Origin of the sequence: Acaryochloris sp. IP29b_bin.148, from assembly GCF_028285565.1 — a bacterium.
Taxonomy (GTDB): Bacteria; Cyanobacteriota; Cyanobacteriia; order Thermosynechococcales; family Thermosynechococcaceae; genus Acaryochloris.
Genome location: NZ_JANQOY010000080.1, coordinates 1 through 18990, shown reverse-complemented (window position 1 = coordinate 18990; position 18990 = coordinate 1). Strand labels below are relative to the sequence as shown.

The following is an 18990-nucleotide window of genomic DNA, read 5'->3' as shown; positions in this document are numbered from 1 at the left end:
CCCCTTCTGGGAGGGGATGTATCAAAGGGGATGATGGGTTATCCAGGTTTGGATGACGGTTGGTGCTTGGTGGTACACTTGCGCTTCACGAAATCTGAGGAATCTGATGCCTAGAGATTCGAGCCGGGCTTGACGGAGGTGATCGTTCTGCTGGGCTGTTGGGTTGTCATGGCTGCTACCATCGATTTCTATCGCCAACATCAGAAATTTGCAGTAAAAGTCTACGATGTAAGCGTCAATGGGTCGTTGCCGATCAAAGTCGTAGCCACCCATTTGTTTTTGTTTCCGATGCTGCCACAAAATGACTTCACTGGGGGGCATATGTTGTCGCAGTTGACGGGCTAGTTCTTATTAGATGAGGTTGATAGGGGATAAAGTGAGCAGCTATTCTCTTTCCCTGAACAGATTATCTTTGAGACTATAGCGGTTCCCAGACAGATGAAATACAGTAAAGGGTCTTAGAACCTTTGCTATATATTCATTGCAGTTGCCACGCTCTACCTCACTTGAGAAAGAACCGCTATATATGATTCCTACACCTATCCCCTTTTGGGAGGGGATTGTGTTGGTTGGGGAGCCGTGTGGAACGGATGAAGCGGAGGGTGGGTCTAGGTTTCCCTGAAACTCACCCTCTGCTATGGTTTTACTTTATCTGTTCCCCTTTACAAGGAGAAGTTGGGCTGAATCGTCAGGGCTGTTTCAAATTCCTGAGAGAAAATCTGGAGCTACTATTCTTGCGTACATCGATCTTCACAAGTACTTTTGCGACTAACGAATTTTCAGCACTTTTGAATTAGCTCTGGCGAACTTGAAACAGCCCTGGGCTGAATCGTAGGGATAGTGAGCATTAATGCAAATAAGTTGTTTTTTTTGCTAGAGGGGTGATCGCAACCATGCTGGAATGTTTCTTGATACCTACATTCTTATACCAGCCCTTTAGGGCTGAAAAATACAAGCTAGCTTGGCAATACGCTGAGGAGAGAAGTTTATTCATATACATAAGTTAGACAAAAAATAATCTATTCATATACATAAGTTAGACAGAAATTCATAAATTTCAAATGGATATCCATCATATTTTTTTAAGGTTGGCATCCTTTTTTATACTGAAAAATAATTTTGCAAAAAATGTAAGATTGCACCAGATATCTGTCAATAATTTATATAGAACTACCTGCAAGTTTTGTAATTAACTATTGATTAACCGTCATGAACCACCACACCTATCTCCATAAAACCTATTCTCGTATTGCTCTCTCTAACAATGAAGCAGGCATTAGTATGCTTGAGGTCATGACGGTCGTTGCTATCACGGGTTTTTTAGCTGCTATCTCTTTCCCAACTATCGCCTCATTTGGACAAAATTCTGTTCGAGATTCTGCCTCTCGTGTGTCAGCAAATTTAAAAATGGCTCGTTCTAAGGCGATGTTTCAAACCGCTGCCTATCGTGTCAAACCTATCTCTAGCTCAAGCACTGAGATGATTATTGAAAAGGCAAATTCTTGTAATGCAGCGTCTGGGGATTGGACAACAGCATCAAGTTTCGTTGGTGAAGATTTAACCCTTAATGATGGGGTATCAATCACAGAAGCAACTGAAAATAGTGGTTCCCATAATGCTGATTGGAGTGTTTGTTTTGATAGCCGAGGAAGTGCTAATAAAAATCTTAAACTCACGCTAGCAAATAGTAATAAGCAAGCAGAGGTTGAAATTTTTAGAGGGGGTACAATTGCCATGGGCGTAGATACTTCTTTGGGTACAACTACTATTGCCAGTGCAACAGCACCTACAACACCCACAACTTCGACAACGCCTACAACTTCGACAACGCCTACAACTTCGACAACGCCTACAACTTCGACAACATCTTCAAACAGCACCCAAAGTAGCGGAAACAACCAAAGTAACGGAAATAACCGAAATAACCGAAATAACCGAAATAACCGAAATAACGGAAATAACCGAAATAACCGAAATAACCGAAATAACCGAAATAACCGAAATAACCGAAATAACCGAAATAACCGAAATAACGGAAATAACCGAAATAGCAACAATAGTGGCAACAACTGCAGTAACTATGGCGGCCATAGGACCAACTGCAGCAGCAATAGCAACCCTAATAACAACAGCAGTAGCAACAGCTACAATCACTATGGTAACTTCTACAATTGGTTAACTCAGTTCGTTAGGTAATTCCTAAGATAAGCTCTCTCAAAATCTCCAAAACTTTCTCAAGCCTATTCGCTAAGTGGCTTCGGCCTCTCTAGACAAAGGGCATAGCCAAAGAATCGATGAAGACTTTTATCTACAAGTACTTCATCGATTCTTTGTTATGTAAAAATTGGACTAAAAGCATATGCAGCTTTTAATTATATAGCAGACATAAGGAATTCATAAAAAAATAATGAAGAGAGCCTATCTACATGTCGGTTCTGCTACTTGAAGTAGCAAAATTATGTCTGTATACTAGTAAGAATTGAAACTCAAATATTCCTGATTCAGATGCTAATTAAATAGATACTTAGCTTGCACAGGTGAAAAGATTTATGCAGATCAGACAGCAGGCTGGCTGAAGTTGCCGGGGAGCATGTCATCTTTGCAGATGCATAAAGTTTGGAATCGAAAACTTGATATCTGAAAGTAAGACTAGTCAAGATTTCTGAAGTTAAAATACTGAATTGCAACGGCGATATGTTCCTAAGTTGCCAATGTATATTGGTCTACGTTACTATTCTTGCTAAATCCTATAGTCAATGGCTTTACCATTATGCCTATAGTAGGATAGAGGCCCATAATTCGGTCGAAAAGTTTGTTGTATCTCAGCTAGATTGCAGAGTTAAAACATTTAGGTTTACTACTATCAAACTCAGCTTCTAAATCAACATTACTCAGTAAGATGACCTGTATTAATCTGTAAAGGCACTTCAAACCCGTTAATTCAGTAGATCAAGTAGTTTATACTCTATACGAAATTTGTATAAGAGAGTTCTCTTAGCTAGTTTTCAGCATTAGAACCAACTCGATCTCGCACATTTTTTGTTTTATATGATCGGTTCTTAAAGAGGAAAAATATATATATTTAAGTCAAGCTTAACTAACTATCAACTTACATTATTAATGTGATTTTGACAAAAGAATAGTTTTTTGATCAATACTCCGAGCCTTTCTTTTCTATGGATCTTCAGTTTAGATCCTGCGTTGATGAAATATTTCGACTAATGCTTGTGTAAAATCTAATTTCAGTTAAATTAAAAATTTACAAGCTGAGTGCACTGTAAATATTATAGATTTTTTACTAATATGAATTTCCCATATAAATGACCTATATAGGTTTTCAAAAACATTGAAAATTTGTCAATTCATCGAGATAAAAAAACATTCTCATGAGGAATTAGTATTAACTGTCTAGAGTTTTGACTCCTATGAATTTACTAAAAACTAGACGACTGTCAGCAGGATATTTACAAGCTCAACTCGTTTGATAAACAAGTTATCCTAATCTTTATATAGTTTTAGTCATGCCAATCATAAAAAAGCAAGAGCTAGATTTATCTCTAACTCTCGCTTCCTAGTTTATTCAGGAATTCCAGTTGAACTTCTTATTAGCAATACTTAAAACGTAAAGCTTGGCTGAATGGTGGGTAAGGTTGCAATATATTGCTTTCCACTATTTGAGAAAGAGACATCAAATTCACGTTGGAACAACTCTTGCTCTAGATAAACTGCTTGGGGGGTTAACGGAGGTAAGTTTGCAGCATTATCGTAATCCGTATCGTAATCCCAGTTACGAGTTGGAGGAGTGTAGATGTTGCAACTAGAGTTAATGGACTGACTACCACAAAAGCTACCATTCACACGTCGAGGTGATCCCAAAGTCACCATTGACCCTCTATAAGTTAAGGTAGCCCCAGACCATGTTTCGTGAAAACGAGGATAGTTGTTCCATCCACCACCAGAAGAACTCCACCCACCATCTTGCCCGCCTTGATTCACACCGCCAGAAATATCAATCCCAGCCAAAAAGGCAGCATTAATCGTAGTTGAACTTGCTTGGCGAAGAGCACCTACAATGACATCAAAAGAAGTACTGTCCTCGGGGCCAGGGATATTTGTCAAAGGGTTATAAATACGACCATTAGAATCGTCCATTTTCCAGGCGTCGGAAAGGACATTAATCGTATCACCCAGTATGGCAGCCGGTTTTTTGTTGAAGCGGTTATAGTCGCCCCGAGTGTAAATAGCTTGATCGGAAACCACAGTCAACCCTTGAATGGTAGGGGCTCCAGATATTGTAGATGCTAATGTCCCAGCATTGTACATCCGAACACCATAGTTGTTGGGACTACCGCTAGCCGTCACATCTGTATTAGAGTCTGGTCCTTTGACTGTAAAGAACCAAACGAGTCCACCATCGGTATCATCATCCAGATTGGTAGACCCCATCAAGCTTTCTGACTGTACGCAGTCGAACAGGGCTTCCATGTTGATATCTAACATGCGGATATATCTACCTTGCTCTGTACCAGAGCTACCCTCTTTTTCACGATAGTTATAGAAGGTATCAGAAGTGGAAACAACAGCTTTACGAACAGTGTCGCCAGCACTCGGAAAAGCAGATTGATAGCTATGTCCAAGCTGCCTCTTAAAATCGAGTCGATCAGGGCTACCTGCAGTTGTGACAGAAGTAATAACATTGCTGTCAATATCATCACCTACAACTACAACATCACCAGTGCTAAACTGGCTCCCTGTGCCGTTCGTTATTTTGACTTGGGTATCGTTGGCTTCATAGTTAGCATCACTACCGTTTTCATTTTGCAATGTTGTGGTAACACCATCAGCACTACAGCTCCGTAAATCGGTTGTAGCTGTGCTGTTGGAAGAGCCATCTACGTCTTGCACCTCGATGCCAGTTGGATCACCACCCGAGTCTAAAACAAGGGCTACTCTCAAATCAGCTTTGTCCCAATAAAGTTTGCCAGCTTGTGCATCAAACTGATCGGGTTCTGGAACAGTTAATTTGTCAATGCCAACATTGATATTGCCATTCCAATCTGATTCAACATCGCTTTGAGTATACTCTTGCCTGCTACCACTACATCCTAAGGTCCGATAACCTGATCCATCATCGATTCGGACAATACCACTGCAATCATCATCAATTTTTTCACCCCGGTAGAGCTTCCCAACTGAAGTGACTTGGCCATTAATTGAGAAGGTGCCGCTGCTACTGGCATCCAAATATAAATCGTTATTGCTATGGACTCTACCATTAACAGTCATACTGGGCGGAACGGCAAAATCCATATCTTGCTCATAAAAAGCCGCAAACTGAAACAGTGGGACTAAACGGCTTTTGAATCTCATGCCCAAAATGGTAGACGGTGATGTTTCATTAGTAAGCGTATCTCGGTCAGTGGCAACGGATACCACATCATAAATATATTCCTGGGCCGATAGCCCTGCAAAAGGCCCATCGGCAACGATAGTTGGTCTTGGGTTATTCGGAAATTCTTCAACGTAAGTCCAGACTTGTTGTCCCTGGAAAGGTTCTTCATCACACCCAAAGTCGAGTGTTCCTTGCGCACCTGTTGTGCCATTCACGCAGTCTTGCCATGAAGTAGGTGAAGTCCCGGAAGGACGGTTATAGCCCTCAAATTCTCTCCTAATTTCCTGTGCCCGTATATTCAGTCCTGCTTCAGCAGCATAGAAACCAATATTACTTTTGGCGGAAGCGGTTGTGCTCACAGTATCCACCTTGCTAATGATGGCGGCACTGATCAGTAGCGTAGATAGGATCAGCAGCATGGCAACAGTGACCACTAAACTGTAGCCTCCCTCCACCTGCTGTTGTCGCTGCAACCGCAGATAAAGATGGAATAAGGACTTTTGGAAATATTTAGGCTGGCGTTTCATAGCTGCAAATTATTTGGAGATAATATTACGTGGGAAAAATTTGGAGGATAATGTGCGCTTATCTTCTGAAAGTTCAATCAAATCAGATGTAGCAGGGTTATTGGTTTTTAATTCCACTTCGATATGCTCAATGTCACGCCAATTAAGCGCTGTGGTGGGCACACCATCAGGGTTAAAGGAAGAATTAGATGCCCCCGACGCTTGAACGGTTACTTCAAAGTCTTGGACTTCATTAATCAAGCGCAGTGGTTCACTATTTTGACGATTAATGACCAGCTCAAGGACCTCACCATTCAATCTGTACTCCCGTTCCTCTAGCAGATAAATTTCTGGGTTGTCAGCAGCGGGGTAATTTGAGGCTAAGGTTGAAGAGCCCCCCAGATAAATGCGGTTCAATTCAGGATCGGTACTATCTACATCTTCAAAGGCATACTGAAAGAATTCACCCGAGTTAGTATTGGGATTATAAATATAAGCCCAAGTGCATTCATCATCACAATTCCCTGCTCCCGGGGCTGTCGTTCTTGCACAGCCTGCAGTTCCATCCTCCTCACAACGGTAGTCTCGGAAAATATTGAGCAGATCTGTATATTCATCCGCTGTCGGTGTTTCATTACTAGAAAAAGTACATAGATCGGAGCCTGAAGCAATGGATACTGTGATGCTAGAAGCACCAGCTGCTACATCTGCGCAAACACCTAGTTTTTCCGGGATGAGTTTTCGCTGTACCACCAGTTCATCTGCATCTGATGTGTTATTGCTATGGCTCTCATCAATCAACACCACAGCAGGTTGCTCAAAATCCTCTTCTAAGCGCTCGCCTGCTAATTTCACATCAGTCCCAACTAAGTCCATACCCGTTCTTAGGTTCTGACTAGCTTGGGTCCGATTTTGATCGGTGACAAACTGTTTACGTTGGTCAACAATCAGAGACAACGATGCTCCCAAAATAATCGATGAGATCAGCGTAGTTACCAGCAGCTCAACTAAGGTGAATCCCTTATTCGAACTTCGTGTAGACAGTCTCAACTTCATAAATTGATTGACCATCCCTAAGCACCTCGATTTTGATATGTCTTGAATTTGCATCACAGTAACTAGCACTAGAAGTTTGACAGTAAGTAATTTGGGAGCTGTATTCTTTACCCATCAATGGAACATCAGTTAATGATTCTCCAGAAGGCAACGTTGTTAAAGTCGTATTACCATCCGGCAAAGTGGAAGCATCAACTTGACGCAATTCGTCCAAAATCTGTTGGGACATGGCAATTGCCCCAGTTCGTTGCTCATTTCTAATAGCAGCCAGAGAATAGTTTAGAGAGATGGGAACAATACCAGCTAGGGCAATAAAAAAGATCAATATAGAGACTACTGCTTCAACTAAAGTGAGTCCTTGTTCGCTTTTCTTCTTAGGCTGTACCCTACCTAAAAGATGGTTGTAAATCTTACTGTTAGCTCTAGTGCTCATAACGTTAACCTGTTTCACAATTCATGAGTTTTTCTCTGTACCTGTGTCAACTAATCTCACTAAGGTCAACATTTCCCCCCACAAAAATCTCTAAGGTTCGTTGTTGATTGGTATTTGTATCTTGGAAGGTCAGTTCTAATGTTTGATTCGCTCGGCCTCTACTGTTAAAGCACACATTCCAGCCCGTATTAGCTACACCCGAACCATCTACCTGTGCTGAAATCACTTCGGTCGGTGTATCGAAGGTCAGATCCTCTGTTACAAATTCTGAGGCTGTGGTCCAGGTGGTTTCGTTGCAGTTATTAGCATGCTCGATAACGACTTGACCAACGGATAGGGGGCGAATCCGATAGGCAGCGGTCTTTGCCATCGCTTTGGCCCTTGCTAACTTGAAATTGGCGGCCATCCGATTCGATGTATCTCTCAGTGGATTGGTACCAAAGGTGATGGCTGGGGCTGCAAATGCAGCCAACATTGCTGTCAATGCAACCACAACCAAAATTTCAATTAATGACATACCAGCATTTAGATTTGCTGTGTGTTGATACCGAATCAGGCGATTATAAAATACAAAAGATAGGGTGTTTCGACGCATGGGATAAACTCTCTTCTTGATCCTTAGGATGGACGCAACTTCAACAAAATTGATCACTGAAATGGCGATATAACATAGAGGTTTGTGGCGTCAAAATTGGCCAAGCGAAAGCCCGCCAAGATCCAACAAAAACTGTCCCTTGACTGAGCCCAATGTTCGCCTCAGTTGCTCCCAAGCACCGATCGACAAACACAGGTCTGGTAGATATTGCTACAAAGCTTTTCTATCCCCAACCATCACTCTATATAAAATCTTCCTGGCTCACCTCAGTGATATCGCGGAAATCTTACAAGTTCTACTTCTTAGACGCTAAAACAGACAAAAATAGCAACAAACTTCTGGTAAGAGAAAAATACTAATCAAGCATTAATGGTTAAAAAATAGACAAAACAAAATAGTAAGTTGCAAAAAATATTGCCGACTATAATTAATACGGCAATACAATATCCCTAATCTTCCAATAACTTTGAAGAAATTCAGGATTACGAGTATTTATTGTTAATAAGCCTTAATTCCTAGTCTGCGCTAACACCCAAGCAACACACTATTGAATCTTTTAAAGATAAAGAAGACAGTGGTTCAGGATAGGTCTGAAGTCCACTCCTAGCTCTCGTTCTTTGAACCCAGTGTAGAAATCGAAATCACCTGCCAGTGTGATCTAGATCACTGAATATAATTTTTATCTGAGCGTCGACAAAAATTCGCTAGATTCCCAAAAATGACAGTGTATATGTTCTATAGTCTGATCAAGGTCTATAAACATAGCATTGAGGAATCGCGGCAGTATTCATAATTAAATATTACTGATTGTCATGGGAAGAAGTACTTAAATTACATACAAAAATTCGGTATAGTCTTAATACAAATCTAATCGCGCATTATCTATACAGATCACTTTACATTTGTGTTTTCGTTGAGACCATCAACTATGAATCGATGGATTGAATATTCGCTGAAATGCCGTAGAGGCCAAGCTGGATTTGCTCTACCCGTCGCGATGGGCATGGGATTGATCATTCTATTGGTGGGTTTGACTCTGTTATTGCGATCGCAAGATAGTCAAGTCAGTGCGATCGCACAAAAAGATACCGCCAAAAGCCTCAACGCTGCCGAAACCGGGGTCAATGAAATCCGAGCTTTGATGAATCAGCATCGTGCGATCGCAAATCATCCTGCCTGTACAACAGATCTGAATACTCCCCCCACTAGAAATCCTGATGGTACTTGTCCAGATAGTGGCAACTCTATTGAAAGCTGGGCGTTACCCAACAACATTCGTAACATCTTGGCTGAATGTGGGATTAATCGAACATCTGAGATCGTCAGCATTGCGAACAGAGAATGGCAGGATATTAATCCTAGCGAACCTAGTCAAGGCGAATATCGATTGCTAACCTATGATGATCAAAACTCCATACTCCGAGTTCAAGGACGGGTTAACGCAGGCCAACCCAGCGAATCAATTTCTGAATTGGAAGTAGAGTTTCCAGTAGAAGAAGTCCCTCTTGCAGGTCTATGGGTTGCGGATAATGCTGATGTTGGCCCCATAAACACAGACGTTGTTGGATCTTGCAGTAGCTCCATCACTGCACAATCTCAAAATAACCACTTTACTAAGAACTTAAGTCTTTCGATCCCTGACCCACCACTACCTCCCGCTGGTCCTTCTTTACCTCTAAGAGATTCAACAAATAGCAATATTCAAGTGAACAGCAGTATATCTAAATCTTTTAATCCTAATGGCCTAGGAAATCCCAATAATAGTTCAATCAGTTTTATAGATGTTAATGCAAGTCAAAACGTTGAGCTATGGGTAGGTGGAGATATTAATTTACAAAATACTGTAATTCGTTGCGGAGGTTCCGCAGAAAATTGCCAAGAATTTCAAGTTAAAATTTATGGCCAAGGTAGTGGAGATATTCTGTTAGATAAAGGTACTGTTTTATGTAATGTCTTTATCCATGCACCGTCCCATACTGTCCGGAATTCTGCAAGCGGCCTAATGCCGACTACCTCTAATATATGTGGCACCAATAATGATAGCCGTGAAATCTTCAATACAAGCGTTTTTTGGGTTGAGAGCTGGTCGGATAGTGGAACCGGAACCGTGAGAACACCAGTTCTAGATAATGTACAAGAAATCAAACCAGCAAGTTCGCGTAAATGGAGTAATGCACCTATAGACGTACTTTATCCACCACAAATAAGTCCAATTCAAGCATGGATAACCAACGAGCGTTCTGTTAATTAGCAATAAAATATTCCAGATTGTTTTTGTTGATCAATAACTCTAATTAAAACTCAGACATTCTAAAATATACTTCAATAAAAAGCTGGACGGATGATATGTTCTCACAGTTTACAAATTTCATGATAACCAAACCCAATTTACATCAACCTCAACACACTGGATTTACTTTAGTAGAAGTCTTAGTCGGCCTCTTAGTAATTACTGGCTTTATTAGCACTGCCATGCAAGCGTTAGTGACTGCAACTGCCTTCAAAGTAAAAGGTCAAGAACTGAGTGAAGCAACAACCTGGATCCAAGAAGATATAGAACGGGTAAGGTTTGAAGCGAAGCGCTTGGGTTTAGGAGAAGACGTTAACTTACCAGCGTGTCAAACACTGGATAACACCTCGGGATATGCCGCTCTCCTGCAAGCCAGAATTGAGCAAAATGCACCAGTGGATACCGACAAACTAAGCGTTATTGGCAATCGTCCGTATACCCTTACACGTACTCCAACGCTTTCCTCTGATGCTCCTTTCAATGTACTGAGCTTAGAATATGAGGTCGTCTCTGCTGATAGTATTCCCATTGCCATCGTTCAAACTAAGGTCATTCCTGATAAATCACTTGAGTGTCCTTAGTTAATTGTTTGAACTGACCAGCGAACGCTATGACATTATCCCAATATCAACGCAAAAACTTCGGATTTTCATTGCCTGAAGTCTTAGCAATAGTAGTCATTGTAGGTATATTGGCTGCCCTATCAGCGCCTAGTTTTTTTAGCTGGGTCAACAACAAAAGAATAGAAGACGTCTCCAGACAAGTAGAGGGAGCCCTCAAGGAAGGCCAAGCAACCGCCATTCGCACCAGCCAACAATGCAGCCTGACGATTAGCAGTTCTTCTATCACAGCCACTCCTCCAAGTTGCTTGCCGACAGGCGCGCGAGATTTGACACAATTGGGTGGCGGCACAAACCCCAATGCGGTTGATCTCATCGCTGCAAACAACACCCCTATCGAATTTTCCCTGAAAGGATCGACTGCTTCCAGTAATGTCTTAGTGTTTTATCATCCCGATCAATCTCAAGGGATGCGTTGTATCGCGATTGCCGCTGGCATTGGCATTATTAGAACAGGTGAATTCAGAGGGGCCTATCCACCAACAGCGAACCAACCAGAGGCCAAAGATTGTTATGCCTCTTGATAGAAACATCCGTGACCTATCAAGAGTTTTTTCTAACAGTACTTGTGTCCCAGCCTTGATCACTTTCCCTATTATTTCAGAGTAAGCTAAACTCTTTTCTAAGATTAAAAATGAATATTTCAAAAAAACATTAACTAAACCTATTTAATAACTTGAACGACAGCGCTCAACTTACCATCTAACTGACATTCATCTCGATAGAAAATCTTATTCAGAATATATAAAAAAGTGGTAAATCAATTATTAAGACAACAGATTATTGATCGAAAGCCTTCCTCGCAAGGCTTTACGCTACCTGAAGTGCTCGTCGCTGCCGCCATTACTCTGGGGGTGGTGGCCTTGGGCGGCTTCGGCCTAGTCTCCATCTTTCGCTCCAGTCAGGTCGCCAATGCCCAAAATGAACGACGGGTCGAGTTGAATCGGTCTTTAGAGTTCATTGCCACCGAAATTCGCCATGCGGACAGAATCGTTTTCGATGCAGACCAAGAGCCAGAGCCTCCAAACTTTACGACCAATTTACCCACTGGGGCTGAGCCAGTCCTCGTACTAAAAATGTCAGATATACCTGACAGCCAACAGTCAGTCGTATACTACACAGCCCCTTCGCCTAATGACTTGTGGGTAGGCCCCAGAGTCATTTTCAGATGGGGACCTAAGTACAATAACGATGGAACCTATTCAGATCCTTCAGACTCCGCAAACTGGAGCCATGAACCACTGATTGATTCAATCCAAGCGAGTAGCGTTTCCCCGGATTGTCCCAATGCCGATTGGACTGCGAATGGCAATCTTGGTTTTGGAGCGTGTGTTGACTCCACTGGCAAAATTGCTCAACTATTCCATGCAGGTGTTTACGATCTTCCCATTCAAGGCTCAGATTCTTACACTGCAAGCACTACGGTTGCAACCCGTAATTCTAAAAGTTTTGCTCCTTCAGGTAGTACTTCTACAGGCGGCACCTCTACAGGCGGCACCTCTACAGGTGGCACCTCTACAGGTGGCATCCCTACAGGTAGTCCCCCCTCAGACGATACCCCTGTAACCATCTTGGAACCATCGACACTGGATGTTCAGGTTTTAGGCAGTGAAATAACTTGTGGTTCAGGGGGAGATCCTCTTCAGACTTTAGCAAGTTATAGCCTCACCCTAAGGCAACAACTTGTCAGCCAGGCTTCTCTGTCTACCGTTGCACCATTAGGATCCCAGACGAATATCTCAGTTGCCCCCGGAACTCAACTATCGGTGGACGGTAGCTCAACACCATCAACATTAGACGAGAATGGGAATACTAATGGGACATGTCCTGGTAGAACAGGAAATATTTCTGCATCATCAGATAGTAATTCTGAGCGTGTTTTAACCCTACAGAATGGAGATTCACTGCCTAACATCACACCCTTTGGCGGTCAGTTACCGATTGCCACCATTACCCAAGGGTATATCGATGCCAATGGAAGGGTCACCATTGCAGACAATCAAGTTATTTTTCTTTTTGAGCTGGGACGCCGTAGTCCAGGTGATCCTTCTTATGATTATCAAGATCTAGTGATTCTGGCGACTATCACACCAGATGTCTAAAGGATAGTCGTTGAATCGGCATCTGTATAAGTCCTAAATTCTCGTCATACTGGTCCAACCGCCAGCTTGTGATTCACTCCTTAAACCACAAAACTCGTTTCAGCGCCTTGGGCAGCTTGCCAACTACGAGCATCGTAGTAAAGATCTTCTAGAGAAATGCTGTAGAGGGATTCCTTGAGTTTTTGGTGGAGGCGCTTCCACAGCGTTTGCGTCACCCAATCTTCTGCGAGTTGGGGGGGCGTCGATTGGTCCACCAACGGTTCAATCGTTTCACCCACCGCCTCTAAAATTTGCCCCAGAGAAATTTGTCCCGGAGAACGGTCTAACTGATATCCCCCTTTCGAACCCCGAACTGAGCGGACCAACCCCGCTTGTCGTAACTCAATCAAGAGCTTTTCCAGATAGGGCGCCGGGAGAGACTGTCGCTTAGCAATGGCATTCACCGATGCGGGTCCAAAATTGGGCTGCAAACTCAAATCGAGCAACGCCTTCACACTATAGTGCCCTCGCGTCGTTAACTTCACCCTAATCTCCGTCTGATTGTTCTATAGGAATTCAGCCAAAAATTCGCTTGGCGTAACGTCTCAGCCTAAACTGTTAAGTTGATGGTCAACCCTATTGACTGTTTATCTTAACTGCCTAGACTATTTTTTGAAATTGATACATGTCCTTGCCTGAGTCCAATCGTCGTACCAAAATTGTGGCCACCGTAGGGCCAGCCATTGCCAAGCCAGATATGCTACGGGCGGTGATTGAAGCGGGAGCCACCACCCTGCGACTCAACTTTTCCCACGGCACCCACGACGATCATTTGCGTTCCATTCGCCTGATCCGGCAACTCTCTTACGAGATGAACCAGCCCGTTGCCATCCTTCAGGATTTGCAGGGGCCTAAAATTCGTCTAGGCAAATTTGCAGATGGCCCGATCATGCTCCAAAAAGGAGATCCCTTTGCGCTGACCAGCCAGACGATTCCGGGAACGCAGACGAGCAGTATGGTTACCTATGCCAAGCTCGCAGAGGAAGTCTCCGTTGGCGCCACTATTCTCTTAGACGATGGTCGCGTAGAGATGGTTGTAGAGGACGTTGATTTAGCCTCTAAAACCCTGCATTGTCGGGTGGTGGTTGGCGGTAAGCTCTCGGATTCCAAAGGTGTTAACTTTCCAGGCGTCTATTTATCTGTCAAGGCACTAACCGACAAAGACCGAGAAGATCTGCAATTTGGTCTTACGCATGGCGTGGATTGGATTGCCCTGAGTTTTGTGCGTAATCCTGAAGACGTGATCGAGATCAAAGAAATTATTGCCAACGCAGGTAAATCGATTCCCGTCATCGCCAAAATCGAAAAACATGAAGCCATCACGCAGATGGAGGACATCTTAAGTCTCTGTGACGGGGTTATGATTGCCCGAGGCGATTTAGGGGTGGAGCTGCCAGCAGAGGATGTCCCAATTCTACAAAAGCGGCTGATTGCCACGGCCAATCGTTTAGGCATCCCCGTGATTACGGCCACGCAAATGTTGGACAGCATGGTCAACTCCCCCCGACCCACGCGGGCAGAGGTGTCAGACGTCGCTAATGCCATCTTGGATGGCACCGATGCTGTAATGCTCTCCAATGAAGCGGCGGTCGGTAACTATCCCGTGGAAGCCGTTGCCACCATGGCCAAAATTGCTGAACGCATCGACCGTGAGCAAAGCCTGGAAAATAGTACGGCGCTCGATACCTCAGAAACTGCCATTCCCAATGCGATTAGTCAAGCAGTCGGTCATATTGCCACTCAACTCAAAGCCAAAGCAGTTCTCACCTTTACCAAAACTGGCTCCACGGGACGGAATGTCTCCAAGTATCGGCCTAATATTCCCATCCTGGCGGTTACCCCCCATGTGGAAGTCGCCCGCCAATTACAAATGGTTTGGGGGGTGCAGCCTTTACTCGTCCTCAATTTGCCGTCCATTGACGAAACCCTACAAGCCTCTTTGAATGTTGCTCAGGAAAAAGAACTCGTCGAAGAAGGCGATCTAGTCGTGATCACAGCTGGGACTTTACAGGGAGTTGCGGGCTCTACCGACTTTATCAAGGTAGAAGTAGTCACTGCTGTGATGGGTAAGGGAATGGGCATCGGTCAAGGCTCTGTCAGTGGTCTGGCCCGCGTTGTCACCACGCCCAATAGTATTAAGGAATTCAATCGGGGTGATATTCTAGTGGCCACGAAGACGGATGCCCGCCATGTGGATGCCATTCGGAAGGCCGCAGGGATTATCACGGAAGTGGGCGGAATGGACAGTCATGCCGCTGTATTAGGTCTGAGACTGCGCATTCCAGTGATTGTCGGCGTTGAAAATGCCACGCGGATGATTCGAGATGGGACTCACCTCACCCTAAATATTAAAAAAGGGCTGGTCTATTCTGGCATGATGGCCTTACGGGCCAAACACTAGCGATGCTTTTCCCTGAATTAAAGTTTGCGTACTAGACTGGATCTTGGAGTTGCATCCTACCCACTCGACGTTTTTAGTTCATGAACACCATTGTTAGTGATCAAGCTGCCATTAATGACCAGTTATCCCAGCGCTTTATTGCTTTAGATCCGGGGGGCTATTTTTTGATTTACCTGGATCGGCAAGCCCCAGCCATTTGTGCCGATCATTATGCCAATGACATTAATGAGAAGGGCTTAGCAGTTGATCCTGACACAGGAGAACCTCTAGCCTGTCATGGCAAGGTAGAGCGCAAACCCGATGCCCAGTTCCGAGCCAAAACGGCCAAAGAACTCTGTATTGCTATTTTTGAAGAACCAAAGACCTGTTTGGTAACCAAACTGGATCATGCTGCTTATTTAGGTCGCGAGTTTATCCGGGCCGAAATGGCTTTGGCCCAGGACCAAGAATATATCCAAGACTAGCGAAACATGAATGACTGAGCCTCTCTCTACTCCTCCCGCTTGTTCTCCATCGCTCAAAATCGCTGTGATTGGCGATATCCATGGCGCTTGGGATGCAGAGGATCCAAAGGCGTTGGCACAGCTTGGCGTCGATTTAGTGCTATTTGTGGGGGATTTTGGCAATGAAGCGGTGGAGGTGGTGCAAGCGGTCTCCACTCTAGAACTACCCTATGCCGCATCTTTCGGGAACCATGATGCCTGGTATACTGCCACACCGTGGGGCACAAAACATTGTCCCTATGATCGCACCCAGGAAGATTGGGTCTCGTTGCAAATGGACTTACTCGCAGAGGCTCATGTGGGCTATTCCCACCGCACCTTTCCCCAGCTTGATCTCAGCGTCGTGGGTGGGCGGCCCTTTAGCTGGGGTGGCCCCGACTGGCGCTGTGCTGGATTTTATCGCGATCGGTTTGGCGTCAAGAATTTTGAAGAATCTACCGCACGGATTGCTCAGGCTGCGGCCCAAGCCTCTGCAGATACGATTATTTTTCTGGGACATAATGGCCCGACCGGGTTAGGAGACCAGGCAGAAGATCCCTGTGGGAAGGATTGGAAGCAGCTGGGTGGAGATTTTGGCGACCCGGATTTGCGAGATGCGATCGCAACCACCAGAACCACCGGCAAACGCGTCCCCCTCGTCACCTTCGGCCATATGCACCACAACTTGCGCCATACTAAAACCGTCCAGCGCAAGCGACTTTGTGTAGATGCAGCAGGCACGGTCTATCTCAATGCCGCCTGTGTCCCTCGAATTATCAAAACCGAGCAAGGACTACAGCGCAACTTCTCGCTCGTAACCTTACAAGACCATCAAGTTACCGATGTGCAGCTCGTCTGGGTCAATGCCGACCATAACATTGTTTCTTCAGACCCCTTATACTCCCAGGCTGCTCCCCCTGCTGATGTTATCCCAACGCTAGTCCCCTCTTCTTCTGAATAAACCAGATCGTCTCCTTCTGGAAATAGGCAGTTATGACAGAATCCCAGAATAGTTCCGAACGCCAGCGTCGATGGCGGCTGATCCTTGGGGGTGGCGAGGCAGATGGCATTAGTGCGGGGAGTGGGTTAACCCTTGAATCCCAAGATATGGCGATGGACCAAACCTTAGCTGCCCTGTACGAATCCCAAGGCAAACGCTCCGGTGGCTTAGGAAGCTCATCCCCCAAAGTGGCCCGCTGGCTGGGCGATATCCGCAGTTACTTTCCCAGCGCTATTGTCCGGGTCATGCAGCAGGATGCCCTGGAACGGCTGAACCTACAGCAGATGCTGTTAGAGCCAGAAATGCTCGCTGCGGTTGAGCCCGATGTTCATTTAGTGGCCAATCTGCTATCCCTCAGTCAGGTAATGCCCAGCAAGACCAAAGAGACGGCTCGGCTGGTCGTGCAGCAGGTGGTGGAGGACTTGATTCGCCAGCTGTCTAACCCCATGCAGCAGGCTGTCCAGGGCAGTTTAAATCGGTCGATTCGGAATCGCCGCCCACGCCATCATGAAATTGACTGGCACCGGACGATTCAGGCTAACCTGCGCCATTATCAGCCAGAGTATCGGACGATTATTCCTGAAACCCGGATTGGCTTTGGTCGCAAACGCTCAGCCCTCCGCGATATTGTGCTCTGTGTGGATCAGAGTGGTTCAATGGCTACCTCGGTGGTCTATGCCAGTATCTTTGCGGCCGTCTTGGCGTCTCTCCCTGCGGTCAAAACCCAGCTGGTCGTTTTCGACACGGCCATTGTCGATTTAACGGACCTGCTGCAAGATCCAGTGGATGTGTTGTTTGGTACCCAACTTGGTGGCGGCACGGATATCAACCGCGCTTTGAACTACTGTCAGGGTCTGATCCGCAGACCGGAAGAAACGATCTTAGTTCTGATTAGCGATTTGTATGAAGGGGGCAATCGGACAGCCATGCTGAAACGTGTTGCTTCCCTGGTCAGTTCAGGGGTGCAGATGGTGACCCTATTGGCCCTGAGTGATGATGGTGCCCCTTATTTTGACCATAGCAATGCTGCTAAATTTGCCGCTCTAGGTATTCCCGCCTTTGCCTGCACGCCCGATAAGTTTGCAGACTTAATGGCCGCTGCAATCCAACGCCAAGATATCGGTCAGTGGGCTGCAAAAGAAGAGATTGTCACAGCATCCTCATGACCACTGCATCCCAACAGCGGTTTTATCACGGTTGCCGGTGGCTGTTAGCACCCTGGATTCGCCGTCAGATCGACATTGAGGTGATTGGCTTAGAGCATTTATCCACTGGGGCAGGTATTCTGGTGTGCAACCACCGCTCTAATATTGATCCGTCGATTGTCAGCGTGGCAATTCCTCGCTATATCTCCTGGGTGACTGCAGCCTATATGCAGGATCTACCCCTTACCCATTGGCTGATTCGACGAACAGGCATGGTGCTGATGGAGGTGGAGGGTCCGGTGAAGCCCAGTTCCTTTAAACAAGCCCTAGCTGTTCTAGCCCGTGGAGCCTTGCTGGGGATTTTCCCTGAAGGTGAACGCTATATTTTTCAGAATGATTTTGCAGCCCCCTTGGCAGACTTTCATCCAGGCTTTGCAGTTCTCGCTTTAAAGGCCCAAGCTCCGATTGTACCCATGATGATCTGTCCCCAACAGGAGCAATTGACCCGTCTCACCATTCCCCCTGCCTTGCAAAGCCACATCGCCCAATCCCATGATTTAGCGTTAATTCAGCATATTCCTCAATACCAATCAGTCAAAGTGGTGCTGGACAAACCCATCTTTCCTGCTAGCGAGGTCAAGGCACTAATGGCAGCTACTCGACAGGCGATGGACACGCTACAAAAACAGCATTGGGGAACGCGCAATGTGATTGAGTACTAGGACTATAGGGCATGCCAGATTAGTACCTTAGATCCTTGTACCCCCATCTGCATTACTCCTATGCTTTAGGTGTAATAAGACAGTAACGAAATGACAGTGAAAGGAAAGTCCCACCTGTAAATTTTTCCGGGTTGCATTGCCCAGTCTAAGTTTTGGAGGTTTTACAATGGTCTCACTTCACTTAGCTTAAGAGGAATGTTTGAATGA

Annotated in this window: 17 protein-coding genes and 1 pseudogene; 9 read left to right on the top strand and 9 right to left on the bottom strand. The window is 45.0% G+C overall.

What is annotated here, in order from left to right; genetic code table 11:
- Positions 1-21 precede the first annotated feature (21 nt).
- The 8 genes and pseudogenes from Q0986_RS07140 to Q0986_RS07110 form a co-directional block, all read right to left on the bottom strand.
- Entirely contained in the window at positions 22-321 is a 300-nt protein-coding gene (locus Q0986_RS07140) for an endonuclease domain-containing protein (RefSeq protein WP_299406863.1), read from the bottom strand.
- Between the two features lie 1121 nt (positions 322-1442).
- Complete coding sequence (locus tag Q0986_RS07135; RefSeq protein WP_299406858.1) at positions 1443-1880, bottom strand: hypothetical protein; 438 nt, start codon at positions 1878-1880, stop codon at positions 1443-1445.
- Positions 1870-2154 carry a hypothetical protein gene (locus tag Q0986_RS07130; RefSeq protein WP_299406854.1) on the bottom strand — a complete coding sequence of 95 codons (285 nt, stop codon included), beginning with the start codon at positions 2152-2154 and terminating at the stop codon, positions 1870-1872. The genes Q0986_RS07135 and Q0986_RS07130 overlap by 11 nt, the downstream gene beginning before the upstream one ends.
- 1461 nt (positions 2155-3615) lie before the next feature.
- Positions 3616-5919: a hypothetical protein gene (locus Q0986_RS07125; protein WP_299406850.1), complete on the bottom strand. Its 2304-nt coding sequence runs from the start codon at positions 5917-5919 to the stop codon at positions 3616-3618.
- 9 nt (positions 5920-5928) lie between these two features.
- Entirely contained in the window at positions 5929-6855 is a 927-nt protein-coding gene (locus Q0986_RS07120; RefSeq protein ID WP_299406846.1) for a hypothetical protein, read from the bottom strand.
- A 6-nt stretch (positions 6856-6861) separates the two neighbouring features.
- A pseudogene (locus Q0986_RS22910) lies at positions 6862-6954 on the bottom strand (prepilin-type N-terminal cleavage/methylation domain-containing protein); the annotation flags it as partial.
- On the bottom strand, positions 6920-7387 hold the full coding sequence (locus Q0986_RS07115) for a type II secretion system protein (RefSeq protein ID WP_299406842.1): 468 nt from the start codon (positions 7385-7387) through the stop codon (positions 6920-6922). The gene Q0986_RS07115 and the pseudogene Q0986_RS22910, both read right to left, overlap by 35 nt.
- A gap of 46 nt (positions 7388-7433) precedes the next feature.
- Positions 7434-7982 carry a GspH/FimT family pseudopilin gene (locus tag Q0986_RS07110; RefSeq protein WP_299406838.1) on the bottom strand — a complete coding sequence of 183 codons (549 nt, stop codon included), beginning with the start codon at positions 7980-7982 and terminating at the stop codon, positions 7434-7436.
- Between the two features lie 928 nt (positions 7983-8910).
- Between Q0986_RS07110 and Q0986_RS07105 the strand changes: the two genes are divergently transcribed.
- The 4 genes from Q0986_RS07105 (at position 8911) to Q0986_RS07090 (ending at position 12994) form a co-directional block, all read left to right on the top strand.
- Positions 8911-10233, top strand: a complete 1323-nt coding sequence (locus Q0986_RS07105; RefSeq protein WP_299406833.1) for a hypothetical protein — start codon at positions 8911-8913, stop codon at positions 10231-10233.
- A gap of 119 nt (positions 10234-10352) precedes the next feature.
- Positions 10353-10853: a hypothetical protein gene (locus Q0986_RS07100; RefSeq protein ID WP_299406827.1), complete on the top strand. Its 501-nt coding sequence runs from the start codon at positions 10353-10355 to the stop codon at positions 10851-10853.
- Between the two features lie 29 nt (positions 10854-10882).
- On the top strand, positions 10883-11416 hold the full coding sequence (locus Q0986_RS07095) for a type IV pilin protein (protein ID WP_299406824.1): 534 nt from the start codon (positions 10883-10885) through the stop codon (positions 11414-11416).
- Between the two features lie 228 nt (positions 11417-11644).
- The gene (locus Q0986_RS07090) at positions 11645-12994 is read left to right on the top strand and encodes a prepilin-type N-terminal cleavage/methylation domain-containing protein (protein ID WP_299406819.1); all 1350 of its coding nucleotides are present in this window, start codon (positions 11645-11647) and stop codon (positions 12992-12994) included.
- Between the two features lie 80 nt (positions 12995-13074).
- Here Q0986_RS07090 and Q0986_RS07085 read toward each other — a convergent pair whose 3' ends face one another.
- Positions 13075-13518, bottom strand: a complete 444-nt coding sequence (locus Q0986_RS07085) for an RrF2 family transcriptional regulator (protein ID WP_299406814.1) — start codon at positions 13516-13518, stop codon at positions 13075-13077.
- Between the two features lie 140 nt (positions 13519-13658).
- Between Q0986_RS07085 and pyk the strand changes: the two genes are divergently transcribed.
- The 5 genes from pyk to Q0986_RS07060 all read left to right on the top strand — a co-directional run bounded on the left by pyk (position 13659) and on the right by Q0986_RS07060 (position 18783).
- Positions 13659-15434 (top strand): pyruvate kinase, encoded by a 1776-nt coding sequence (gene pyk / locus Q0986_RS07080; RefSeq protein WP_299406811.1) that lies wholly within the window; start codon positions 13659-13661, stop codon positions 15432-15434.
- An 80-nt stretch (positions 15435-15514) separates the two neighbouring features.
- On the top strand, positions 15515-15898 hold the full coding sequence (locus Q0986_RS07075) for a DUF4346 domain-containing protein (RefSeq protein ID WP_299406806.1): 384 nt from the start codon (positions 15515-15517) through the stop codon (positions 15896-15898).
- Positions 15899-15908: 10 nt separating this feature from the next.
- Positions 15909-16877, top strand: a complete 969-nt coding sequence (locus Q0986_RS07070) for a TIGR04168 family protein (RefSeq protein ID WP_299406802.1) — start codon at positions 15909-15911, stop codon at positions 16875-16877.
- A 32-nt stretch (positions 16878-16909) separates the two neighbouring features.
- Positions 16910-18082, top strand: a complete 1173-nt coding sequence (locus tag Q0986_RS07065; protein WP_299406797.1) for a VWA domain-containing protein — start codon at positions 16910-16912, stop codon at positions 18080-18082.
- Positions 18079-18783 (top strand): lysophospholipid acyltransferase family protein, encoded by a 705-nt coding sequence (locus Q0986_RS07060; protein WP_299406793.1) that lies wholly within the window; start codon positions 18079-18081, stop codon positions 18781-18783. Before Q0986_RS07065 ends, Q0986_RS07060 begins: the two co-directional genes overlap by 4 nt.
- Positions 18784-18990: the final 207 nt, after the last annotated feature.

Bases quoted from the DNA above. Each gene is read 5' to 3' on its own strand.
- Q0986_RS07060 (WP_299406793.1), top strand. From the start codon at position 18,079: ATGACCACTGCATCCCAACAGCGGTTTTATCACGGTTGCCGGTGGCTG.
- Q0986_RS07100 (WP_299406827.1), top strand. From the start codon at position 10,353: ATGATAACCAAACCCAATTTACATCAACCTCAACACACTGGATTTACT.
- Q0986_RS07110 (WP_299406838.1), bottom strand. From the start codon at position 7,982: ATGCGTCGAAACACCCTATCTTTTGTATTTTATAATCGCCTGATTCGG.
- Q0986_RS07070 (WP_299406802.1), top strand. From the start codon at position 15,909: ATGACTGAGCCTCTCTCTACTCCTCCCGCTTGTTCTCCATCGCTCAAA.
- Q0986_RS07105 (WP_299406833.1), top strand. From the start codon at position 8,911: ATGAATCGATGGATTGAATATTCGCTGAAATGCCGTAGAGGCCAAGCT.
- Q0986_RS07065 (WP_299406797.1), top strand. From the start codon at position 16,910: ATGACAGAATCCCAGAATAGTTCCGAACGCCAGCGTCGATGGCGGCTG.
- Q0986_RS07075 (WP_299406806.1), top strand. From the start codon at position 15,515: ATGAACACCATTGTTAGTGATCAAGCTGCCATTAATGACCAGTTATCC.
- pyk (WP_299406811.1), top strand. From the start codon at position 13,659: ATGTCCTTGCCTGAGTCCAATCGTCGTACCAAAATTGTGGCCACCGTA.
- Q0986_RS07095 (WP_299406824.1), top strand. From the start codon at position 10,883: ATGACATTATCCCAATATCAACGCAAAAACTTCGGATTTTCATTGCCT.
- Q0986_RS07140 (WP_299406863.1), bottom strand. From the start codon at position 321: ATGCCCCCCAGTGAAGTCATTTTGTGGCAGCATCGGAAACAAAAACAA.
- Q0986_RS07125 (WP_299406850.1), bottom strand. From the start codon at position 5,919: ATGAAACGCCAGCCTAAATATTTCCAAAAGTCCTTATTCCATCTTTAT.
- Q0986_RS07115 (WP_299406842.1), bottom strand. From the start codon at position 7,387: ATGAGCACTAGAGCTAACAGTAAGATTTACAACCATCTTTTAGGTAGG.